Source organism: Agrobacterium sp. T29 (assembly GCF_006970545.1).
Taxonomy (GTDB): domain Bacteria; phylum Pseudomonadota; class Alphaproteobacteria; order Rhizobiales; family Rhizobiaceae; genus Agrobacterium; species Agrobacterium leguminum.
Map to the genome: position 1 here is coordinate 1,505,083 of NZ_CP040641.1, position 16,090 is coordinate 1,521,172.

The 16,090-nt window shown below is 56.2% G+C and carries 17 protein-coding genes; 13 read left to right on the top strand and 4 right to left on the bottom strand.

Annotated features, from left to right (window positions below):
- The first annotated feature begins 22 nt into the window (after positions 1 to 22).
- From FGF54_RS22000 to FGF54_RS22025, 6 genes are all read left to right on the top strand, one after another.
- On the top strand, positions 23 to 1,090 hold the full coding sequence (locus FGF54_RS22000) for a Dyp-type peroxidase (protein WP_142781612.1): 1,068 nt from the start codon (positions 23 to 25) through the stop codon (positions 1,088 to 1,090).
- Between the two features lie 2 nt (positions 1,091 to 1,092).
- The gene (locus tag FGF54_RS22005; protein WP_142781131.1) at positions 1,093 to 1,917 is read left to right on the top strand and encodes a family 1 encapsulin nanocompartment shell protein; all 825 of its coding nucleotides are present in this window, start codon (positions 1,093 to 1,095) and stop codon (positions 1,915 to 1,917) included.
- Between the two features lie 26 nt (positions 1,918 to 1,943).
- Positions 1,944 to 3,272, top strand: a complete 1,329-nt coding sequence (locus FGF54_RS22010; protein WP_142781613.1) for an NAD(P)/FAD-dependent oxidoreductase — start codon at positions 1,944 to 1,946, stop codon at positions 3,270 to 3,272.
- Positions 3,269 to 3,835 (top strand): NADPH-dependent FMN reductase, encoded by a 567-nt coding sequence (locus FGF54_RS22015; protein ID WP_142781132.1) that lies wholly within the window; start codon positions 3,269 to 3,271, stop codon positions 3,833 to 3,835. The genes FGF54_RS22010 and FGF54_RS22015 overlap by 4 nt, the downstream gene beginning before the upstream one ends.
- Positions 3,810 to 4,805: a zinc-binding dehydrogenase gene (locus tag FGF54_RS22020; RefSeq protein WP_338081643.1), complete on the top strand. Its 996-nt coding sequence runs from the start codon at positions 3,810 to 3,812 to the stop codon at positions 4,803 to 4,805. Before FGF54_RS22015 ends, FGF54_RS22020 begins: the two co-directional genes overlap by 26 nt.
- A gap of 143 nt (positions 4,806 to 4,948) precedes the next feature.
- On the top strand, positions 4,949 to 5,605 hold the full coding sequence (locus tag FGF54_RS22025) for a MarC family protein (RefSeq protein ID WP_246667014.1): 657 nt from the start codon (positions 4,949 to 4,951) through the stop codon (positions 5,603 to 5,605).
- Positions 5,606 to 5,772: 167 nt separating this feature from the next.
- Here the strand turns inward: FGF54_RS22025 and FGF54_RS22030 are convergent, their stop codons facing one another.
- On the bottom strand, positions 5,773 to 6,699 hold the full coding sequence (locus FGF54_RS22030; protein ID WP_142781133.1) for a bestrophin family protein: 927 nt from the start codon (positions 6,697 to 6,699) through the stop codon (positions 5,773 to 5,775).
- A gap of 281 nt (positions 6,700 to 6,980) precedes the next feature.
- On the opposite strand from FGF54_RS22030, the gene FGF54_RS22035 reads away from it, so the two are divergent.
- From FGF54_RS22035 to FGF54_RS27370, 5 genes are all read left to right on the top strand, one after another.
- A complete protein-coding gene (locus tag FGF54_RS22035) occupies positions 6,981 to 9,248 on the top strand; it encodes an FdhF/YdeP family oxidoreductase (RefSeq protein ID WP_059757571.1) in 2,268 nt (755 codons plus the stop codon).
- 61 nt (positions 9,249 to 9,309) lie between these two features.
- Positions 9,310 to 10,722, top strand: coding sequence for a cytochrome ubiquinol oxidase subunit I (locus tag FGF54_RS22040; protein ID WP_059757568.1), 1,413 nt, complete (start codon positions 9,310 to 9,312; stop codon positions 10,720 to 10,722).
- A gap of 2 nt (positions 10,723 to 10,724) precedes the next feature.
- A complete protein-coding gene (gene cydB, locus FGF54_RS22045; RefSeq protein WP_059757566.1) occupies positions 10,725 to 11,732 on the top strand; it encodes a cytochrome d ubiquinol oxidase subunit II in 1,008 nt (335 codons plus the stop codon).
- The gene (locus tag FGF54_RS22050) at positions 11,732 to 11,851 is read left to right on the top strand and encodes a DUF2474 family protein (protein ID WP_142781134.1); all 120 of its coding nucleotides are present in this window, start codon (positions 11,732 to 11,734) and stop codon (positions 11,849 to 11,851) included. Before cydB ends, FGF54_RS22050 begins: the two co-directional genes overlap by 1 nt.
- 65 nt (positions 11,852 to 11,916) lie before the next feature.
- On the top strand, positions 11,917 to 12,081 hold the full coding sequence (locus FGF54_RS27370) for a hypothetical protein (RefSeq protein ID WP_168208213.1): 165 nt from the start codon (positions 11,917 to 11,919) through the stop codon (positions 12,079 to 12,081).
- Between the two features lie 19 nt (positions 12,082 to 12,100).
- Here FGF54_RS27370 and moaA read toward each other — a convergent pair whose 3' ends face one another.
- Together moaA and FGF54_RS22060 are read right to left on the bottom strand one after the other, a co-directional pair.
- Entirely contained in the window at positions 12,101 to 13,090 is a 990-nt protein-coding gene (moaA, locus tag FGF54_RS22055) for a GTP 3',8-cyclase MoaA (RefSeq protein ID WP_246667033.1), read from the bottom strand.
- Between the two features lie 66 nt (positions 13,091 to 13,156).
- Positions 13,157 to 13,528 (bottom strand): hypothetical protein, encoded by a 372-nt coding sequence (locus FGF54_RS22060; protein ID WP_246667015.1) that lies wholly within the window; start codon positions 13,526 to 13,528, stop codon positions 13,157 to 13,159.
- 409 nt (positions 13,529 to 13,937) lie between these two features.
- Between FGF54_RS22060 and FGF54_RS22065 the strand changes: the two genes are divergently transcribed.
- Positions 13,938 to 14,144: a CsbD family protein gene (locus FGF54_RS22065; protein WP_142781616.1), complete on the top strand. Its 207-nt coding sequence runs from the start codon at positions 13,938 to 13,940 to the stop codon at positions 14,142 to 14,144.
- A 213-nt stretch (positions 14,145 to 14,357) separates the two neighbouring features.
- Positions 14,358 to 14,567 (top strand): hypothetical protein, encoded by a 210-nt coding sequence (locus tag FGF54_RS22070; RefSeq protein WP_142781136.1) that lies wholly within the window; start codon positions 14,358 to 14,360, stop codon positions 14,565 to 14,567.
- 81 nt (positions 14,568 to 14,648) lie between these two features.
- Here the strand turns inward: FGF54_RS22070 and cls are convergent, their stop codons facing one another.
- Entirely contained in the window at positions 14,649 to 16,049 is a 1,401-nt protein-coding gene (gene cls / locus FGF54_RS22075) for a cardiolipin synthase (RefSeq protein ID WP_142781137.1), read from the bottom strand.
- Positions 16,050 to 16,090: the final 41 nt, after the last annotated feature.

Genomic DNA, 16,090 nt, shown 5'->3' on the forward strand with positions numbered 1-16,090 from the left:
TTAAAAGGATTTACGATTGGACATGGCATCGCCTGAACAGAAACCTCTAGCACAGCCTGTTGTGGCGCGGCTCACACGCGCTGCGATTTTTCTCGTCCTCACCATCAGTCCCGGTCGGGAAAGCGAAATGGCTGTCCGCTCGCTCTGTGGTGATCTCGGCGGGTTGCTTCGCGCAGTTGGCTTTCGCGCTCTGGACGGGGGATTGTCCTGCGTCATGGGCTTTGGATCGGATGCCTGGGACCGTCTGTTTGGCGGACCGAGGCCAAAGGACCTGCATCCCTTCAAGGAAATCCGCGGGGTGCATCACGCGGTTTCGACGCCAGGAGACCTCCTCTTTCATATTCGCGCCGCCCGCATAGATCTCTGTTTCGAGTTGGCAATGGAGATCATGTCGCGGCTCGGTGACGCCGTCGCGACCGCAGACCAGGTTCAGGGGTTTAACTATTTCGATGATCGCGATCTGATCGGTTTCGTCGACGGGACAGAGAACCCGGTCGACCAGGCCGCCATCGATGTCACGATCATCGGGGACGAGGATGCGGCTTTTGCAGGCGGTAGCTATGTGATCGTCCAGAAATATCTGCACGACTTGAAAAAATGGAATGCGATACCCGTCGAGGTACAGGAGGGCATTGTCGGCCGCAAGAAGCTCACCAATGTTGAGCTCGATGACAGCGTCAAGCCGAGCTTTGCCCATAATGCACTGACGACAATCGTCGAAAACGGCGAAGAACTCGATATCGTCCGTGACAACATGCCGTTCGGCGATGTCGGCAAGGGCGAGTTCGGTACCTATTTCATCGGCTATGCCAAGTCGCCGGGGCGCATGGAGCAGATGCTGGTCAACATGTTCGTCGGCCGTCCGCCGGGCAACTATGACCGACTGCTCGACGTCAGCCGGGCGATCACCGGCAGCCTTTTCTTCGTTCCGTCGGCGACTTTTCTCGAGAGTGTCGAGCCGGATCCCATCCCCGCACCAGTCGATGGACCTCCTGCAGAAAATCCGTTGGACGACGAAAACGCTGCTCCCGACAAAATGGCCACGAACGGTTCCCTCGGGATCGGTTCCTTGAAAAAAAATGAGGTTTGACCATGAACAACCTTCACAGAGAACTCGCCCCGATTTCAGAAAAAGCCTGGGAGCAAATCGAGGAAGAGGCGAAGAGGACACTGAAGCGTCACCTGACAGCACGCCGCGTGGTGGATGTCGATGGGCCGAAGGGAGCCGAATTCGCTGCCGCTGGCACAGGTCATCTCAAAAAGCTGGAAAGTCCAGGCGAGGGCGTTCAAGCTTCGCTGCGAGAGGTCAAACCGGTTGTCGAGCTCCGCGTTCCGTTCGAGCTTGCACGATCCGCGATTGATGACGTCGAACGGGGATCGGAAGATTCCGACTGGTCACCAGTTAAAGACGCTGCCCGCACGCTGGCGTTCAGCGAAGACCGGGCCGTGTTCGAAGGTTTTGCCGCTGCTGGCATTCAGGGGATCCGCGATGGCAGCAGTAATCAGGCGCTGCCCCTTCCACCAAGCCTCAAGAACTATCCTGACGTCGTGGCCAAGGCCGTCAGCCAGTTGCGTCTCGCCGGCGTTCAGGGACCCTATGCTCTGGTGTTGGGTGAGGAGACATATACCGCCGCGAGTGGTGGCAGCGATGAAGGCTATCCGGTGTTTCACCATATCGAGAAGGTGGTCGATGGCGGGATCATCTGGGCACCAGCGATCAAGGGCGGCTATGTCTTGACGACACGAGGCGGCGATTTCGAGTTTGATCTCGGCCAGGACATCTCCATTGGCTATCTCAGCCATACGGCAACCACAGTGGAACTTTACTTCCAGGAAAGCTTCACGTTCCGCATGCTGACCGCAGAAGCGGCAATCGCCTTGCTGTCTCCTGAAGGCTCAGTAGACAAAGCTCCCTGATCTAAGCGGGAAAGGCGGGTATGATCATGGACCGTGGCTTGTCTCATGTCGTCATCGTCGGTGCCGGTTTTGGCGGGCTGGAAACAGCCCGCAATCTCGCGGATACGGCGGTCCGCATCACCGTGATCGACCGGCGCAACTACCACCTGTTCCAGCCGTTGCTCTATCAGGCCGCTGCAGCCTCCGTTGCCCCCTCCGAGATCGCCTGGCCTATTCGCTCGCTGCTCAGCCGGTTTAAAAACGTCACGACGCTTCTCGGAAACGTTGTCGGCGTCGACCTCGAAAAGCGCCAGGTACTGGTCGAGGATGAAGAACCGCTTCCGTTCGACTACCTGGTACTGGCCACCGGCGCCCGCCATTCCTATTTCGGCCATGACGAATGGGAGCCACATGCGCCGGCTTTAAAGACGCTCGATGATGCGACCACTATACGCCGCCGGATTCTGGCTGCCTTCGAGGAGGCCGAATGGACAAGCGACGAGGCGCTGCGCCAAAAGCTCCTGACATTCGTCGTCATCGGAGGTGGGCCGACAGGCGTAGAATTGGCCGGAACGATCGCAGAACTGGCGCATGACACGCTGCGCCTGGATTTTCGAAATTTCGATACACGCACGGCAAAGGTGGTGCTCATCGAGGCCGGCCCCCGGATACTCCCGGGTTTCATGAAAACCCTGTCGGAGTATGCGCTGCGCGCCCTGAACCGCCTCGGCGTGGAAGTCCTGCTCGGGCAGCCGGTGTCCAGATGTGACGAGCGAGGTGTCGAGATCGGCGGCGAACTGCTGCCTGCGCAAACAATCCTGTGGGCTGCAGGCGTTGCGGCGTCTCCGGCCGGGGAATGGCTCAAAGCCCCGGTCGATCGTGCTGGTCGGGTACTTGTGAAACGCGATCTGACGGTCCCAGGCGATGAGAACATATTCGTGATCGGTGACACGGCCTATGTGGAAACGAACGGTCGACCGGTGCCAGGAGTTGCGCCGGCAGCAAAGCAGGAAGGAAGCTATGTTGCGACGATTATCCGCGCACGAATTCGCGGCCAACAATCAGATGACCTCTTTGCCTACAAGGATGCCGGCAGTCTGGCGACCATCGGAAAGCGTGCCGCGATCGTCGATTTCGGGCGCGTGAAGCTCAAGGGGTACGTGGCCTGGTGGCTATGGGGGATTGCACACATCTATTTTCTGATCGGGCTTCGAAACCGACTCGCTGTCGCGATGAGCTGGCTCTGGATTTATCTCACCGGACAACGAAGTTCGCGCCTCATGACCAATGTGGATGAGCAGCGCGCGCGAGTTCAAATAGTGCCGCCCACGGTAGGTATTTTGCGAGACAAGCAACTGGAAGGGAAAAATTCATGAGTCTCCAGGAGGCTAAAACGGTCGCAGTTCTTGTCGGAAGCGAACGAAGAGCGTCGCTCAGTCGGAAAATTGCAAACGCGGCGCTCACCCTCGCACCCATAGGACTTGAGTTCGAAGTTGTCGGTCTCGGGGATTTGCCGATTTATAATCAGGACCTTGACGACGATGGCAAGACGCCAATTCCCTGGGCCATATTTCGTGACAGGATGAAGAGTTTTGACGCCGTCCTGTTCGTTACTCCTGAGCATAATCGCTCGGTGCCTGCGCTTCTCAAGAATGCACTCGATGTAGGATCGAGACCCCGGGGGCAGAGTGTGTGGCTTGGCAAGCCCGCTGCTATCATCAGCATTTCTCCCGGCGCGATCGGTGGCTTCGGAGCCAGCCATCATCTACGTCAGATCCTTGCGGGTCTTGGGGTTCCCACACTGTCTCATCCCGAGGTTTACCTCAGTAACGTGACTTCCCTTCTCGATGATCAGGGAAATCTCGTCAATGATGACACTCGAAAGTTTCTGACAACCTTCATGGAGGCATTTGATGACTGGATCGCCCGGAATGCGTAGCGTGAGTCATTCGACATTTGGTGATCCGGCCAAGGTCCTGGCATTGACGGATAGTCCGATTCCTCAACCCGGTCTCGGTCAGGTCCGTCTCAGAACGATCCTCTCGCCAATTCACAATCACGACCTCTGGACGGTTCGCGGCAGTTATGGCTACAAGCCGACCCTGCCTGCCATCGGGGGATCGGAAGCTGTCGGCATAGTCGACGCTCTAGGTGAAGACGTCCATGGTGTGTCGATTGGTGAACGTGTCGCTGTTGCATCGGTCCATGGCACATGGGCGCAGTATTTTCTTGCGTCGGCAAAAGCAGTCATCCCCGTGCCTGACGCGATCCCCGACGTCGCCGCGGCGCAACTGATCGCTATGCCGTTCAGCGCCATTGCTCTGCTTGAGTTTCTGAATGTGAAGGGAGGCGACCGGATAATCCAGAACGCCGCCAACGGTGCGGTTGGCAAGACAGTGGCAATGCTGGCCGCAACGCGCGATATCGAAGTGGTCAATCTGGTGCGTCGCGACGACGCCATAGAACAACTCAACGAACTTGGTATTTCCAACGTCGTATCAACCGAACACGACGACTGGGAAGAGCGTGCCCGGGCAATCACCGGTGGCGTGCCGTTCAACGCTGCCGTGGACTCGATTGGTGGAGAGATAAGCGGCAAGCTTTTATCGCTGCTTGGTGAAGATGGGTTGCTGGTTTCTTTCGGCTCGGCCACGGGCGAACCGATGCAGATATCGTCCGGCGACCTGATCTTCAAACAGGCGGTCGTCAAAGGCTTCTGGGGCGCTAAAGTCAGTGCCAGCATGTCGCCGAAAGATAAATCTCGACTAATCGGTGAGCTGTTGCAACTCGTTGCAGCCGGCAAACTGAAATTGCCGGTCGAGGGCGTGTTCTCTCTGGATCAGATTGCAGACGCGGTCACAACCTCCCTGACACCAGGCAAAACCGGCAAGGTGTTGCTGAAGCCATAGAGGGTGGGTGGGGTATCTGTTTTTCGGGGGCCTCGAACTCAAGGTCGCACTGGCATGGTGCGCAGTCGGCATTCCGATCCTTTGGGGAGTGTGAAATACCTTGCTGAGCACCGCGTCCCTGTTCAGGTAATCTCCCAACGGTAATGCGCAAAGGTCATCATATGCATCCTGAAATACAGTTCGCAATCAAGGTATTCGCCGCATTGTTCGCGATCATGAATCCGATTGCAAACATTCCTATCTTTCTGTCCCTTACCGAAGGACGATCCGACGCCGAAAGGCGGCGGATCGCTTCGGTCGCAATTCTGGGCGTCGTTGTGGCTTCGCTTGTCTCTGTCTTTGCAGGGCAAGCCATCTTGACGATCTTTGGCTTGACGATTGATGATTTCCGCCTGGCCGGTGGACTGATTGTCCTGCTGATCGCTCTTGCCATGCTGCATGGGTCGTCAAGCGCCCAGCATCAGCCTGATGCAGGCGAGACATCAAAAATCGCCGGTGACAGCGTTGCAGTCTACCCGTTGACCATTCCTCTGCTGGTCGGCCCGGGTACGATATCGACGCTGATTGTGTTCGGCCATGCGGCAAGTCTTCAAGACACGCAAATCGGGCTGGGTGTCGGACTATTCGCGATGATCGCCGTTCTTGCGGTTGCGCTCTGGAGTGCCCCCTTTATCGGCCATTATCTTTCGGCCAGCGTTTCTGCGGTGACCAAGAGATTGATGGGCATGATCCTTGCGGCTATCGCCGTGGAAATGATCGTGACGAGTCTGAGAGCCTCGTTTAAAGGGCTGGCCGGATAGGGAGGTGGAACCTCTGAACGCAGATCACCTAGTAAAGAGAGAAATGCGTCATTCCTGGTTGATACGTCACGTCGTGTTCCGCCGCAGCTCAGAGCGATTTTTCACCCGTCGTGATCTCGGAGTGCGTAGTCGCATCGCACTTCCGCGGTCCGCTATCCTGAAAACCTTCAAAGAAGGATCGATTTTACGGGTACCGGCATCTCCGGGAGATTTTCCTCTCCGAGGGCTTCGCGTAACGTGATCTCGATCGATTTGGATATTGCCGCGATCGGCAGCGCGTTGGGCCTCGTCCCAAAGGGCATCTCCAACTCGTCACCGAGCGCATCGAGGCCGAAAAACGTGTAGGCGATGACGCCTGCGGCAAACGGTGTGATAGGGCCGAGCATGTTGGCTAGTCCGAACGGCAGGAGAAAACAGAAAAGATAAGCGGTCCTGTGAAGCAGAAGCGTGTAGCCATAAGGTACAGGGGTATTCCTCAGGCGTTCGCAGCCAGCGATCACCTCGTTCATTTGACAAATTGTGCGGTCAAGAATGCCGAACTCGATATCGGTGATGTAACCCTTTGCCGACATGCCGGCAAGACAGTCCCCCATCAGTTGAATGACATAGTTGGGTGCGTTGAAGGATTTGAGAAGCGTCAGACGTTCGTCCCTGGACAGCAGAGTCTCGACGTTTTCTCCCAGCCTGTCGCCATAGCGAAGGTGGCGTACCAGATCCTCGACCAGAACGATATTCAACCTGATCAGACGGTCACGTTCCTTGGCAGCCTGATCGCCGTATTGCAGCAGCAATTTGGTCTGACGCGCGAGGTCGCGACTATAGGCGAAAAGGTGACCCCATAGCTTTCGTCCCTCCCACCAGCGGTCATAACAGGCATTGTTGCGAAACCCGAGAAAGATGGAGAGGGTGAGGCCGATCAGATAAAAGGGCGCGCCATCCACCAGCGGAATAAGATTGGGGTGATGGGTGTGAGCCCAGACCACGACGGCTGACATGAACATCACGATGAGCACACGCGGATAAATCCGCCGTATGACCGATCCTCGAATCTCGAGGAAGAGACGCAACAGGTTCGGTGTTTCACGGACGATCATGTTTTGTCCTAGCAAACTTCAATCTGGAACAACGCTCGGCACGGAATGAAATCCACGCGAAACAGGTGGGCTGTCGGACATGACTGCGTGTCACCCACATGACCCAGAACTCCTCTGCAAGTGCCGTACCACTTCGGATATTGATGATTGTCAATGAGTTAGCAGGGTTTGCGATGTGGGGAACGGACAGACTGTCCGCCTCTGATGGACATATTGTCCATGGAAAACAATGACATAACGTGCTTTACTGTCGTGGGAATAGCACTTGTGGAGTGTGGGCCATGGCTGACAAAAGAGCGGAATACAAAACATACAATCATCCGGCCGGAGGATGGGGCGCTGCTGCTGCAACCGCCAAGGTCCTGCTGGAGCAAAGTGTCGTGACGAAGGGGTCGCGAGCGTTGCTGGCGATGAACCAGCCTGGTGGCTTCAAGTGTCCAAGCTGTGCGTTCCCGGACGCTGACTGCAAGAAGACGCTCGAATTTTGCGAAAACGGCGCAAAGGCGCTGGCGCATGAAGCAACCAAATTCAGGGTCACGCGGGAATTCTTCGCCAAGCACACCGTCTCCGAACTCATGGAGCAGTCCGACTATTGGCTGGAGATGCAGGGGCGTTTGACCGAGCCGATGCGTTACGATGCCGCCACGGACAAATACGTGCCCTGCGACTGGGACAGCGCCTTTGCGCTGATCGGCAAACATTTGAGGGCGTTGGAAAGCCCCCATCAGGCGGAATTCTACACGTCTGGCCGGACGCCGAACGAGGCGGCCTTCCTCTACGCCATCTTTATCCGGGAATTCGGCACCAACAATTTCCCGGACTGTTCCAACATGTGCCATGAACCGACGAGCCGCGGTCTGCCGCCTGCAATCGGTGTCGGGAAAGGGACGGTGGTCCTCGAAGACTTCGAGCATGCCGAGGCGATCTTCGTGATTGGGCAGAACACCGGCACGAATTCACCGCGGATGATGACGAACCTGGTTGAAGCCCGCAAACGCGGCGTTCCGATCGTGGCCGTCAATCCCATGCCTGAACGCGCGCTTATACGCTTCACTGAACCCCAGGACATGATCCAGATGGCGACATTCGGCTCCACGCCGATCGCCAGCGAATTCGTCCATATGAAGATCGGCGGTGATCTCGCCTTCCTGAAAGGCATCATGCGGGTGATGTTCGAGCGCGAGGCGAAGGGGGAAACGATCCTCGACCATGATTTCATTGCGAAACATACTGTTGGTCTCGATGATATTCGCGATGAGGTCATGACCCATGATTGGCCCGAACTCGTGAAGGCGTCGGGCCTGGAGGAGGACCAGATCCGCCGCTGTGCCGAGATCTACATTCGCTCGAACGCGACGATGATCTGCTACGGCATGGGTATCACTCAACATCAGGATGGGTCACGCCTGGTGCAGCAGGTCTCAAACCTGCTTTTACTGAAGGGAAACTATGGCAAGCCTGGAGCAGGCATCTCGCCGATAAGAGGACACTCCAACGTTCAGGGCGACCGTACGGTGGGGATCGATGAAAAGCCAACACAGCGCTATCTCGATAAGGTCCGGGATGTGTTCGGGTTCGAGCCACCCCGCGAGCACGGGCATCATGCGGTCGAATCTGTCGAGGCGATGGAGAACGGCACCGCCAAAGTCTTTATCGGCATGGGCGGTAACTTCGTTCGTGCGATCCCGGACACGGAGCGATCCTATGCGGCAATGAGCAAGCTTGCACTCACTGTCGGCATTACCACCAAGCTCAACCGTGGCCACCTCGTGCATGGCAAGGATGCGCTAATCCTCCCCGTGGTTGCCAGATCGGAATGGATACACACGTCGGCCGGCGAGCAGTTCGTAACCATCGAGGACTCCATGTCGAACGTGAGCGCCTCACGTGGCGTACTAAGGCCAGCTAGCGAGCATCTGAAGCCGGAAGTGGAAATCGTCTGTCGCATGGCGATGGCGACGCTTCCCGATAGTAAGGTGCCTTGGGAGACCTATATCCACGACTATAACCTGATCCGTGACAAGATCGCAGCCGTCTATCCAGAACTCTACTCCGATTTTTCGGAGCGCATCAAAAATCCCAAGGGTTTTCATCTCGATGTTGCGCCAAGGCGACTTGTTTGGCTGACGCCGAATGGCAAGGCGAACTTCCTGTTATTGCCCGGCCTTGAGGTCAATGCGCCTGTCGCCGATCCTGCGATGCTGAGGCTTGCTACGGTGCGCTCGCACGATCAGTTCAACACGACGATCTACAGCTACAACGACCGCTACCGCGGCGTTTACAATGACCGCATGGTGCTCTTCATGAATGAGGACGACCGCAAGGAACGCAAGTTGGAAGCCGGCGCGCGCATCTCCATCGAAACGATCACGGATGATGGTTTACAGCGTCGGGTCGACGGGCTGACGGTCCTTGACTATCCAATGCCGCGCGGTTCGGTTGCCGGATATTATCCCGAACTGAACCCGCTTCTTCCGCTCGAATATTACGACAAGATCAGCGGCACGCCGGCGGCAAAATCGATTCCTGTCAGGGTTCTGGCGGCATAGAGCAACATCGCAGACATCAGATTAGGTCAGTTCAACCGATCTCAGCAAAGGAGACGGAACGGTGCTTGAGAACCTGGATCCGGTAATTCTGGCGAGAGCACAGTTCGCTTTCACCGTTTCATTTCATTTCATCTTTCCCGCCTTTTCGATCGGTCTGGCCAGCTTTCTGATGGTGCTCGAGGCATTGTGGTTGCGGACGGGCGACGGTGTCTATGCCAATCTGTATCGCTACTGGCTGAAAATCTTCGCCGTCGTGTTCGGCATGGGTGTCGTTTCGGGCGTCGTCATGTCCTACCAGTTCGGCACCAACTGGTCGGTGTTCTCTCACAAGGCAGGGCCTGTCATCGGCCCGCTGATGGCCTATGAGGTGCTTACCGCCTTCTTCCTCGAAGCCGGATTTCTTGGGGTGATGCTGTTCGGCATCAGCAAGGTCGGGAAAGGGTTGCATTTTTTCGCCACCTGCATGGTGGCGCTTGGAACGCTCATTTCGGCGACCTGGATTCTCTCGGTTAACAGTTGGATGCATACGCCGACCGGATTTGCGATCAATGCCGATGGGCAATTCGTGCCGGGTGGTTCGTGGATGGCGATCATCTTCAATCCGAGTTTCCCCTACCGCCTCGTTCACACCGTCCTCGCAGCTTATCTGACAACGGCATTTGTTGTTGGTGGTGTCGGAGCATGGCATCTGCTCAAGGACCGTTCCAATCTCGGAGCGCGGAAGATGTTCTCAATGGCGATGTGGATGGCGGCGATCGTTACGCCGATCCAGATCTTTGCCGGTGACGCTCACGGGCTCAATACGTTGGAGCACCAGCCTGCCAAGGTCCTCGCCATGGAAGGGCATTATGAGGCACATGCCGAGGGCGCGCCGCTGATCCTCTTCGGTCTGCCGAGCAATGAAGAGGCAAGGGTACGATACGAGGTCGCCATACCGCATCTCGGATCGCTGATCCTCAAACATGATCCCTTTGCGCCGATGCAGGGGTTGAAAGATTTTCCTCGGGACCAGTGGCCGCCCGCGCCGATCATCTTCTGGTCGTTCCGGATCATGGTCGCACTCGGCTTTGCGATGCTCGGCATCGGTTTGTGGAGCCTGCTCGCCCGCTACAGGCGAAAGCTCTACGAGTGGGTGTGGTTGCATCGGGCTACCGTGTGCATGGGCCCTGCGGGATTTGTCGCGGTTATTGCGGGATGGATCACGACTGAAGTGGGGCGTCAGCCTTTCACCGTCTATGGATTGCTGCGGACGGCGGAATCGCATTCACCGCTTGCAGCCCCGGCCATCGCGGTCTCGCTTCTGGCTTTTGTGATCGTGTACTTTTTCGCATTTGGATCCGGCATATTTTATCTGCTCAGGCTTATGGCTAAACCGCCGGAGCCACACGAAAGCGAGCCGGCCAATGTGCCACAACGCGCCGCCGGTCTGACGCCCGCTCCAGGCCTGGGTGCATCGCTTCCTCTGGAGGACTGAACATGATTGCATCTCTGGATCTCACCATTGTCTGGGCCGTGATCATCGGCTTCGCGGTCTTCGCCTATGTGGTGATGGACGGTTTCGACCTTGGGATCGGCATTTTGTTTCCCTCGTTCGGCGTCGGCGATGAGCGCGATCAGGCCATGAATTCGATTGCACCCGTTTGGGATGGCAACGAGACGTGGCTCGTGCTCGGCGGTGGCGCATTGTTTGCAGCCTTTCCACTTGCATACGCAATTATCCTTCCGGCGACCTATCCATTGATCATCGCAATGCTTCTCGGATTGGTGTTTCGGGGAGTGGCATTCGAATTCCGTTGGCGTCACCCGCGTCACCGGGCGTTCTGGGATGCGGCCTTTTCCCTTGGCTCGCTGGTCGCTGCCCTGTCGCAGGGTATCATGCTGGGTGCCATCCTGCAGGGTATTCACGTCGAGAACCATGCCTATGCAGGAGGCTGGCTCGATTGGCTCAGTCCCTTCAGCCTTCTCACCGGTATTGCCTTGGTGATAGGATATGCTCTGCTGGGAGCATCGTGGCTGGTCTGGAAGACGGAAAACACAAGCCTGCATCATGCGCGTCGATTGGCGTTCTGGCTTGCTATCGCAACACTTGCCGCTCTTGCCGCGGTGAGCGTTGCCACGCCCTTTCTGACTTACGATTATTGGCGGCGCTGGTTTGCATTCCCGGGCGTGCTCGTCACGGCACAGGTGCCGCTGCTGGTGATCATTTCGGCTGCCGTTTTTTTCTGGAGCCTGGCACGCGGAATGGAGCGGGTGCCTTTCGTCATGGCGCTCGCCCTGTTCCTGCTCGGCGCGGCCGGCCTTGGGATCAGCATCTATCCTTATATCGTGCCGCGATCGGTCACCATCTGGGAGGCGGCGGCGCCACCTGAGAGCCAATGGTTCATGCTTGTCGGAGCCATGATCATCATTCCGATAATCCTGATCTACACCGCCTGGGCCTATTGGGTTTTCCGCGGCAAGGCTGGCGTGCATGGTTATCACTGATGCAAGCTGAAATCTCATCGATCTGGAAACGCCTTGGATGGATGTTTTTGATCTGGGCCGTGAGCGTTGCGGCGCTCGGCCTGGTGACGGTCGCCATCCGATACTGGCTGGTTGGATAAAGCCTTCATGATCGACGTTTCCATAAGAATGATCACTCCTTCACGTTATAGGCCGTGAAATCGACATGCGTGACGTGCTGGTTCCATATCTCGAAACCGCAATTCAGATCTGGCGTTATGATGTCGCCGGCGTCACAGCTGGCCAGCTCCTGCTTGCGGTTCTGGCACTGGTGATTGCCGTCACGATGCGACGTCTGTTCGGCTCCGTCGTATTACGCCAACTACGCTAGGCGAAGCGTGAGGGAATTTTCAACCACCTGTAAGGCTCATATGGCGCGCTAAAGCGGGGCGATTGTGGTCGCGATCGATGATGAAATCGTGTCCTTTGGGTTTACGCGCAATCGCCTCGTCGATGGCCCGGCCCAGATCCAGTTCGCCATTGCTTTGGCGCAGTGCCTTTCGCAAATCTGCCTCATCGTTCTGCCCAAGGCACATATAAAGCATGCCTGTGCAGGTCAGGCGGACGCGGTTACAGCTTTCACAGAAATTGTGGCTCATTGGTGTAATGAAACCAAGCCTTCCTCCGGTTTCGGCGACAGCCACATAGCGAGCTGGACCTCCCGTTCGATACGACGCGTCTGTCAGTGTGAACCTTGACGACAGGTCTTCACGCACCTGCGAGAGCGACAGATATTGATCGGTACGGTCGAATTCGATTTCCCCTAGCGGCATGGTCTCGATGAGGGTGAGATCCATGCCCTGACCATGCGCCCAGCGGACCAGATCGGGAATTTCCGCCTCGTTGAAGTCTTTCAACGCAACTGTATTGATTTTGACGCGGATACCCGCCCGCCTTGCGGCATCAAGTCCCTCGAGAACTCGGGCGAGCTCGCCCCAACGGGTAATTGCCCGAAACTTTTCCGGGTTGAGGGTGTCGAGCGATACATTGATCCGCCGGATGCCACAATCGGCAAGCTCATCTGCAAAGCGCGCGAGTTGCGAACCGTTGGTTGTCAGTGTCAATTCATCCAGCGCACCAGACTGCAGGTGGCGCGATAGTCGCTGGATCAGTTGCATGATGTTCTTCCGTACCAGAGGTTCTCCGCCCGTCAGTCGAAGTTTGCGCACCCCCTTGTCTACGAAAGCGGAACATAGGCGCTCCAGTTCCTCCAGCGTCAAGAGGTCCTTCTTGGGGAGGAAAGTCATATGCTCCGCCATGCAATACGTGCAGCGAAAGTCACAGCGATTCGTAACTGATACCCTGAGATAGGTGATCGTGCGCCCGAAAGGATCGATCATCGATTCCATTCTGCGCTTGCTGGCGTGTGGTGGTACAAGGTCTGACATGCGCTTAACTAATAAAGATCAGGCCTTGAGAATCTGATGGTAATTGTCCAGTTTCCCCGGGCGCTCCTTTGAGACCAGCATGACGAGCTTCTCCTCGTCGAAGACACGGAACCAGTCGTCCCATTCAACAACTTCCAGGCCTCCGGCATCCAGGGGACGTTCGACATCGGCAAAATACTCCGGTTCGAATACGATCCGCAGAACAGGAGCGCTATCGTCTGACGTTGAAATGAAGGCCGGGTTACCCGCTCGGGCGGCGGCCCATTCACGAATTGCCTGATGGTCATCGAGAGTAAGAGTTTCGCTCATTTTGATCCCTGCCTTCTCCTGGTGACTCGACAGAATGTGGGCGAGCGCTTTCTGCGCAATCGCCTTCTGCAGCCCGCTCAATTCTTCACTGAGACAACGAAGCAAAAAACATACCAGTAAAATAAAAATATTGAAATCAATAAGATAGCCTGAAAATTTGCAATGATGCCGTGTGGCTCGGACTTTTTGTCCAACCCTTTCGGACGCACCTAAATACAACAGGGATGATGCACGGCTGTTTCTGTGACGAGCGACTTTCGGCTATCTCAAGTTCACGGCATTCAACCTCTCAACGGGTCATTAGGACAACTTGGCCGCGCTGACTTCGATAATTTGTCCTTCATCGAACGGAACATGGAATTAACGATCTGATTTCATGAGATTTTCCGAAATGGCACGTCGGTTGCTTCCGTGTCGCTACAAAGCTTTTGATCTTTGGATCGACCGTATCGGAGGCTTTGATACCGAAGCGAAACTCAAGGAGTCGAAAATGAATTGGGATCGTATTGAGGGAAATTGGAAGGCTGCAAAAGGTGCAATCAAGGCAACCTGGGGCAAGCTTACCGACAATGACATCGATATCATCGATGGTGACCGTGAGCGGTTGGAAGGCAAGCTCCAGGATCTCTACGGGCTCGACAAGGAGGAGGTTCGAAAAGAGGTCGACAAGTGGGCGAAGGAGGCCAACTGGGATTAACGCACCCTGACCTGTCTACGAGAAGCCCGGCCGCGTGTCAATTCCATATCAGGCGGTTGGCGTCTATCGGCAGGCCGGTGAGCGATCCGGAAGTCAGGACTTATTTCTTTGGGATCGATCACCGGTTTTCACAACCGAGCCGCGATTCTCGACAGAACACGGCATCGCGGAAGCGGTGGGTAAAATCGTTCAACGAATTTGGAGGACTAAAGAATGTCCAAGGATCATGACAGAGCATCACATGGATCACAGGACGCCCGGCGTCATAAACTTGATCATCAGGTCCGCAATCAATGGCTAGACAGGGATTCCAACCTTCAGGAAGCCTGGAAGGCTTCCGGGATGACCCGCGACGACTTCATTCGACACCATGAAGGCCTGATCGACAAGACCATAGCCGAGGCGCGTGATCAGGATCGATAGTTGGCTCGCATTACAAAGTTTCAGCCTGCGCAGCGGGGCCGCACACCGTGTCTTGGTAAGGGCCGGTGGCGCAGGCCGTTACTAAAAAAGCGAGTTGACCATCCGGGCTGCATTTTCGCCAACTTTGCGCAATCGTGGCCGTTTTCTCCATGTGTCGAGATCGAGAGTATCTGCGCTTTCCATATACTTCCGCTGGATCGCGTCGACACGCTGGATTGAATCGGCGTCGTATAGCAACAGACTGACTTCTTCGTTCAACTGGAATGAGCGCAGATCGACATTGCTCGATCCCACGATTGCAAGATTGTCGTCGATACCGACGTTCTTCGCGTGCAATAAATAGTCGCGATAAAGATGGATCTTCACGCCGGCACCCAGCAGATCCTCATAGTAAGAGCACTGTGATAGCCTGACTAAACGCTGATCGATCACCTTCGATAGGACAATGTCGACAGGCACGCCACGGACGACGGCTGTCCGCAAGGCGCCAAGGATATCCTCATCCGGAATGAAGTACGGTGTCACCAGAACGATGCGCTCGCGCGCCTGATGGATTTGCCAGACCAGCAGGGATTCAAAGCCCTCCAGCCGATAATCCTCTCCACTCAGCAGGAGTTGCGCCTGCGCAGACCCGGCTTGTTGGGGGCGAACGCTCCCGGCTGTTGCAGGCTCTCCTGTCTCAATGCTCCAGTCGCCTTTGACAACCGCATCCATCACCGCGACAACCGGCCCCTGCACCCGTACGACCAACTCATGATTGGTAATCCCTTTGCGGAAATCTTTCGCAACCAGATTCTGTGAACCCGCATAACCGATTTGACCATCGATGACGAATAGCTTGCGATGATTGCGCATGTCGCCACGAGAACGGAACCTGATGAAGTGCAACGGAAGGGCCTCACGCACCGAAACGCCTTGTGCATGAAGCATCCGCAGCGTGCCGCGTCGCCAATGGTGCGATCCGACCGGATCGAACATAACCTTTACATCGACCCCACGTGCCCTCGCGCGACCAAGCGCGTCGGCAATTTTCTGGCCAACGACGTCATCGGCAAAGATATAGACCAGTAGATGCACCGTTGACGTCGATGCATCGATATCTTCAACAAGCCTGTCGATCACGCCGTCATAGTCGTCGATCAACTCAATCCTGTTTCCATCTGTGGCGGGAAATCGCCCAAGAGCGGTTGCGAGTTCAGCAACAGGCTGCCTTGCGTCAAGAAATGCCTGAAAGGGCTTCAAGCTATCTGCCGTCGCCTCGAAGAATGGTCGCAGGGACTGAAACCGTGCCCGTCTCCATTTCGGGAAGCGGTCGTTTCCGATTGCCAGAAACAGAATGAGCCCTGGGATCGGCAGAAAGAAAATCAGAAGCAGCCATGCCCGGGCAGAGGAGGGGGAGCGCCGTTGCGGGATAACAATAAGCGCGCCCAGGCGCACGATCCATTCGGCACTGGCAAGCAGCAGTTCATAGCTGAGCTTCATTCAATCCCCGCTTCAATCGCATCGAGGCGCTCGATTTTAAG

Bases quoted from the DNA above. Each gene is read 5' to 3' on its own strand.
- FGF54_RS22025 (WP_246667014.1), top strand. From the start codon at position 4,949: ATGCGCAAAGGTCATCATATGCATCCTGAAATACAGTTCGCAATCAAG.
- FGF54_RS27370 (WP_168208213.1), top strand. From the start codon at position 11,917: ATGCGTGACGTGCTGGTTCCATATCTCGAAACCGCAATTCAGATCTGG.
- FGF54_RS22020 (WP_338081643.1), top strand. From the start codon at position 3,810: ATGACTGGATCGCCCGGAATGCGTAGCGTGAGTCATTCGACATTTGGT.
- cydB (WP_059757566.1), top strand. From the start codon at position 10,725: ATGATTGCATCTCTGGATCTCACCATTGTCTGGGCCGTGATCATCGGC.
- FGF54_RS22065 (WP_142781616.1), top strand. From the start codon at position 13,938: ATGAATTGGGATCGTATTGAGGGAAATTGGAAGGCTGCAAAAGGTGCA.
- FGF54_RS22010 (WP_142781613.1), top strand. From the start codon at position 1,944: ATGGACCGTGGCTTGTCTCATGTCGTCATCGTCGGTGCCGGTTTTGGC.
- moaA (WP_246667033.1), bottom strand. From the start codon at position 13,090: ATGATCGATCCTTTCGGGCGCACGATCACCTATCTCAGGGTATCAGTT.
- FGF54_RS22000 (WP_142781612.1), top strand. From the start codon at position 23: ATGGCATCGCCTGAACAGAAACCTCTAGCACAGCCTGTTGTGGCGCGG.
- FGF54_RS22070 (WP_142781136.1), top strand. From the start codon at position 14,358: ATGTCCAAGGATCATGACAGAGCATCACATGGATCACAGGACGCCCGG.
- FGF54_RS22035 (WP_059757571.1), top strand. From the start codon at position 6,981: ATGGCTGACAAAAGAGCGGAATACAAAACATACAATCATCCGGCCGGA.
- FGF54_RS22030 (WP_142781133.1), bottom strand. From the start codon at position 6,699: ATGATCGTCCGTGAAACACCGAACCTGTTGCGTCTCTTCCTCGAGATT.
- FGF54_RS22005 (WP_142781131.1), top strand. From the start codon at position 1,093: ATGAACAACCTTCACAGAGAACTCGCCCCGATTTCAGAAAAAGCCTGG.
- FGF54_RS22050 (WP_142781134.1), top strand. From the start codon at position 11,732: ATGCAAGCTGAAATCTCATCGATCTGGAAACGCCTTGGATGGATGTTT.
- FGF54_RS22015 (WP_142781132.1), top strand. From the start codon at position 3,269: ATGAGTCTCCAGGAGGCTAAAACGGTCGCAGTTCTTGTCGGAAGCGAA.
- cls (WP_142781137.1), bottom strand. From the start codon at position 16,049: ATGAAGCTCAGCTATGAACTGCTGCTTGCCAGTGCCGAATGGATCGTG.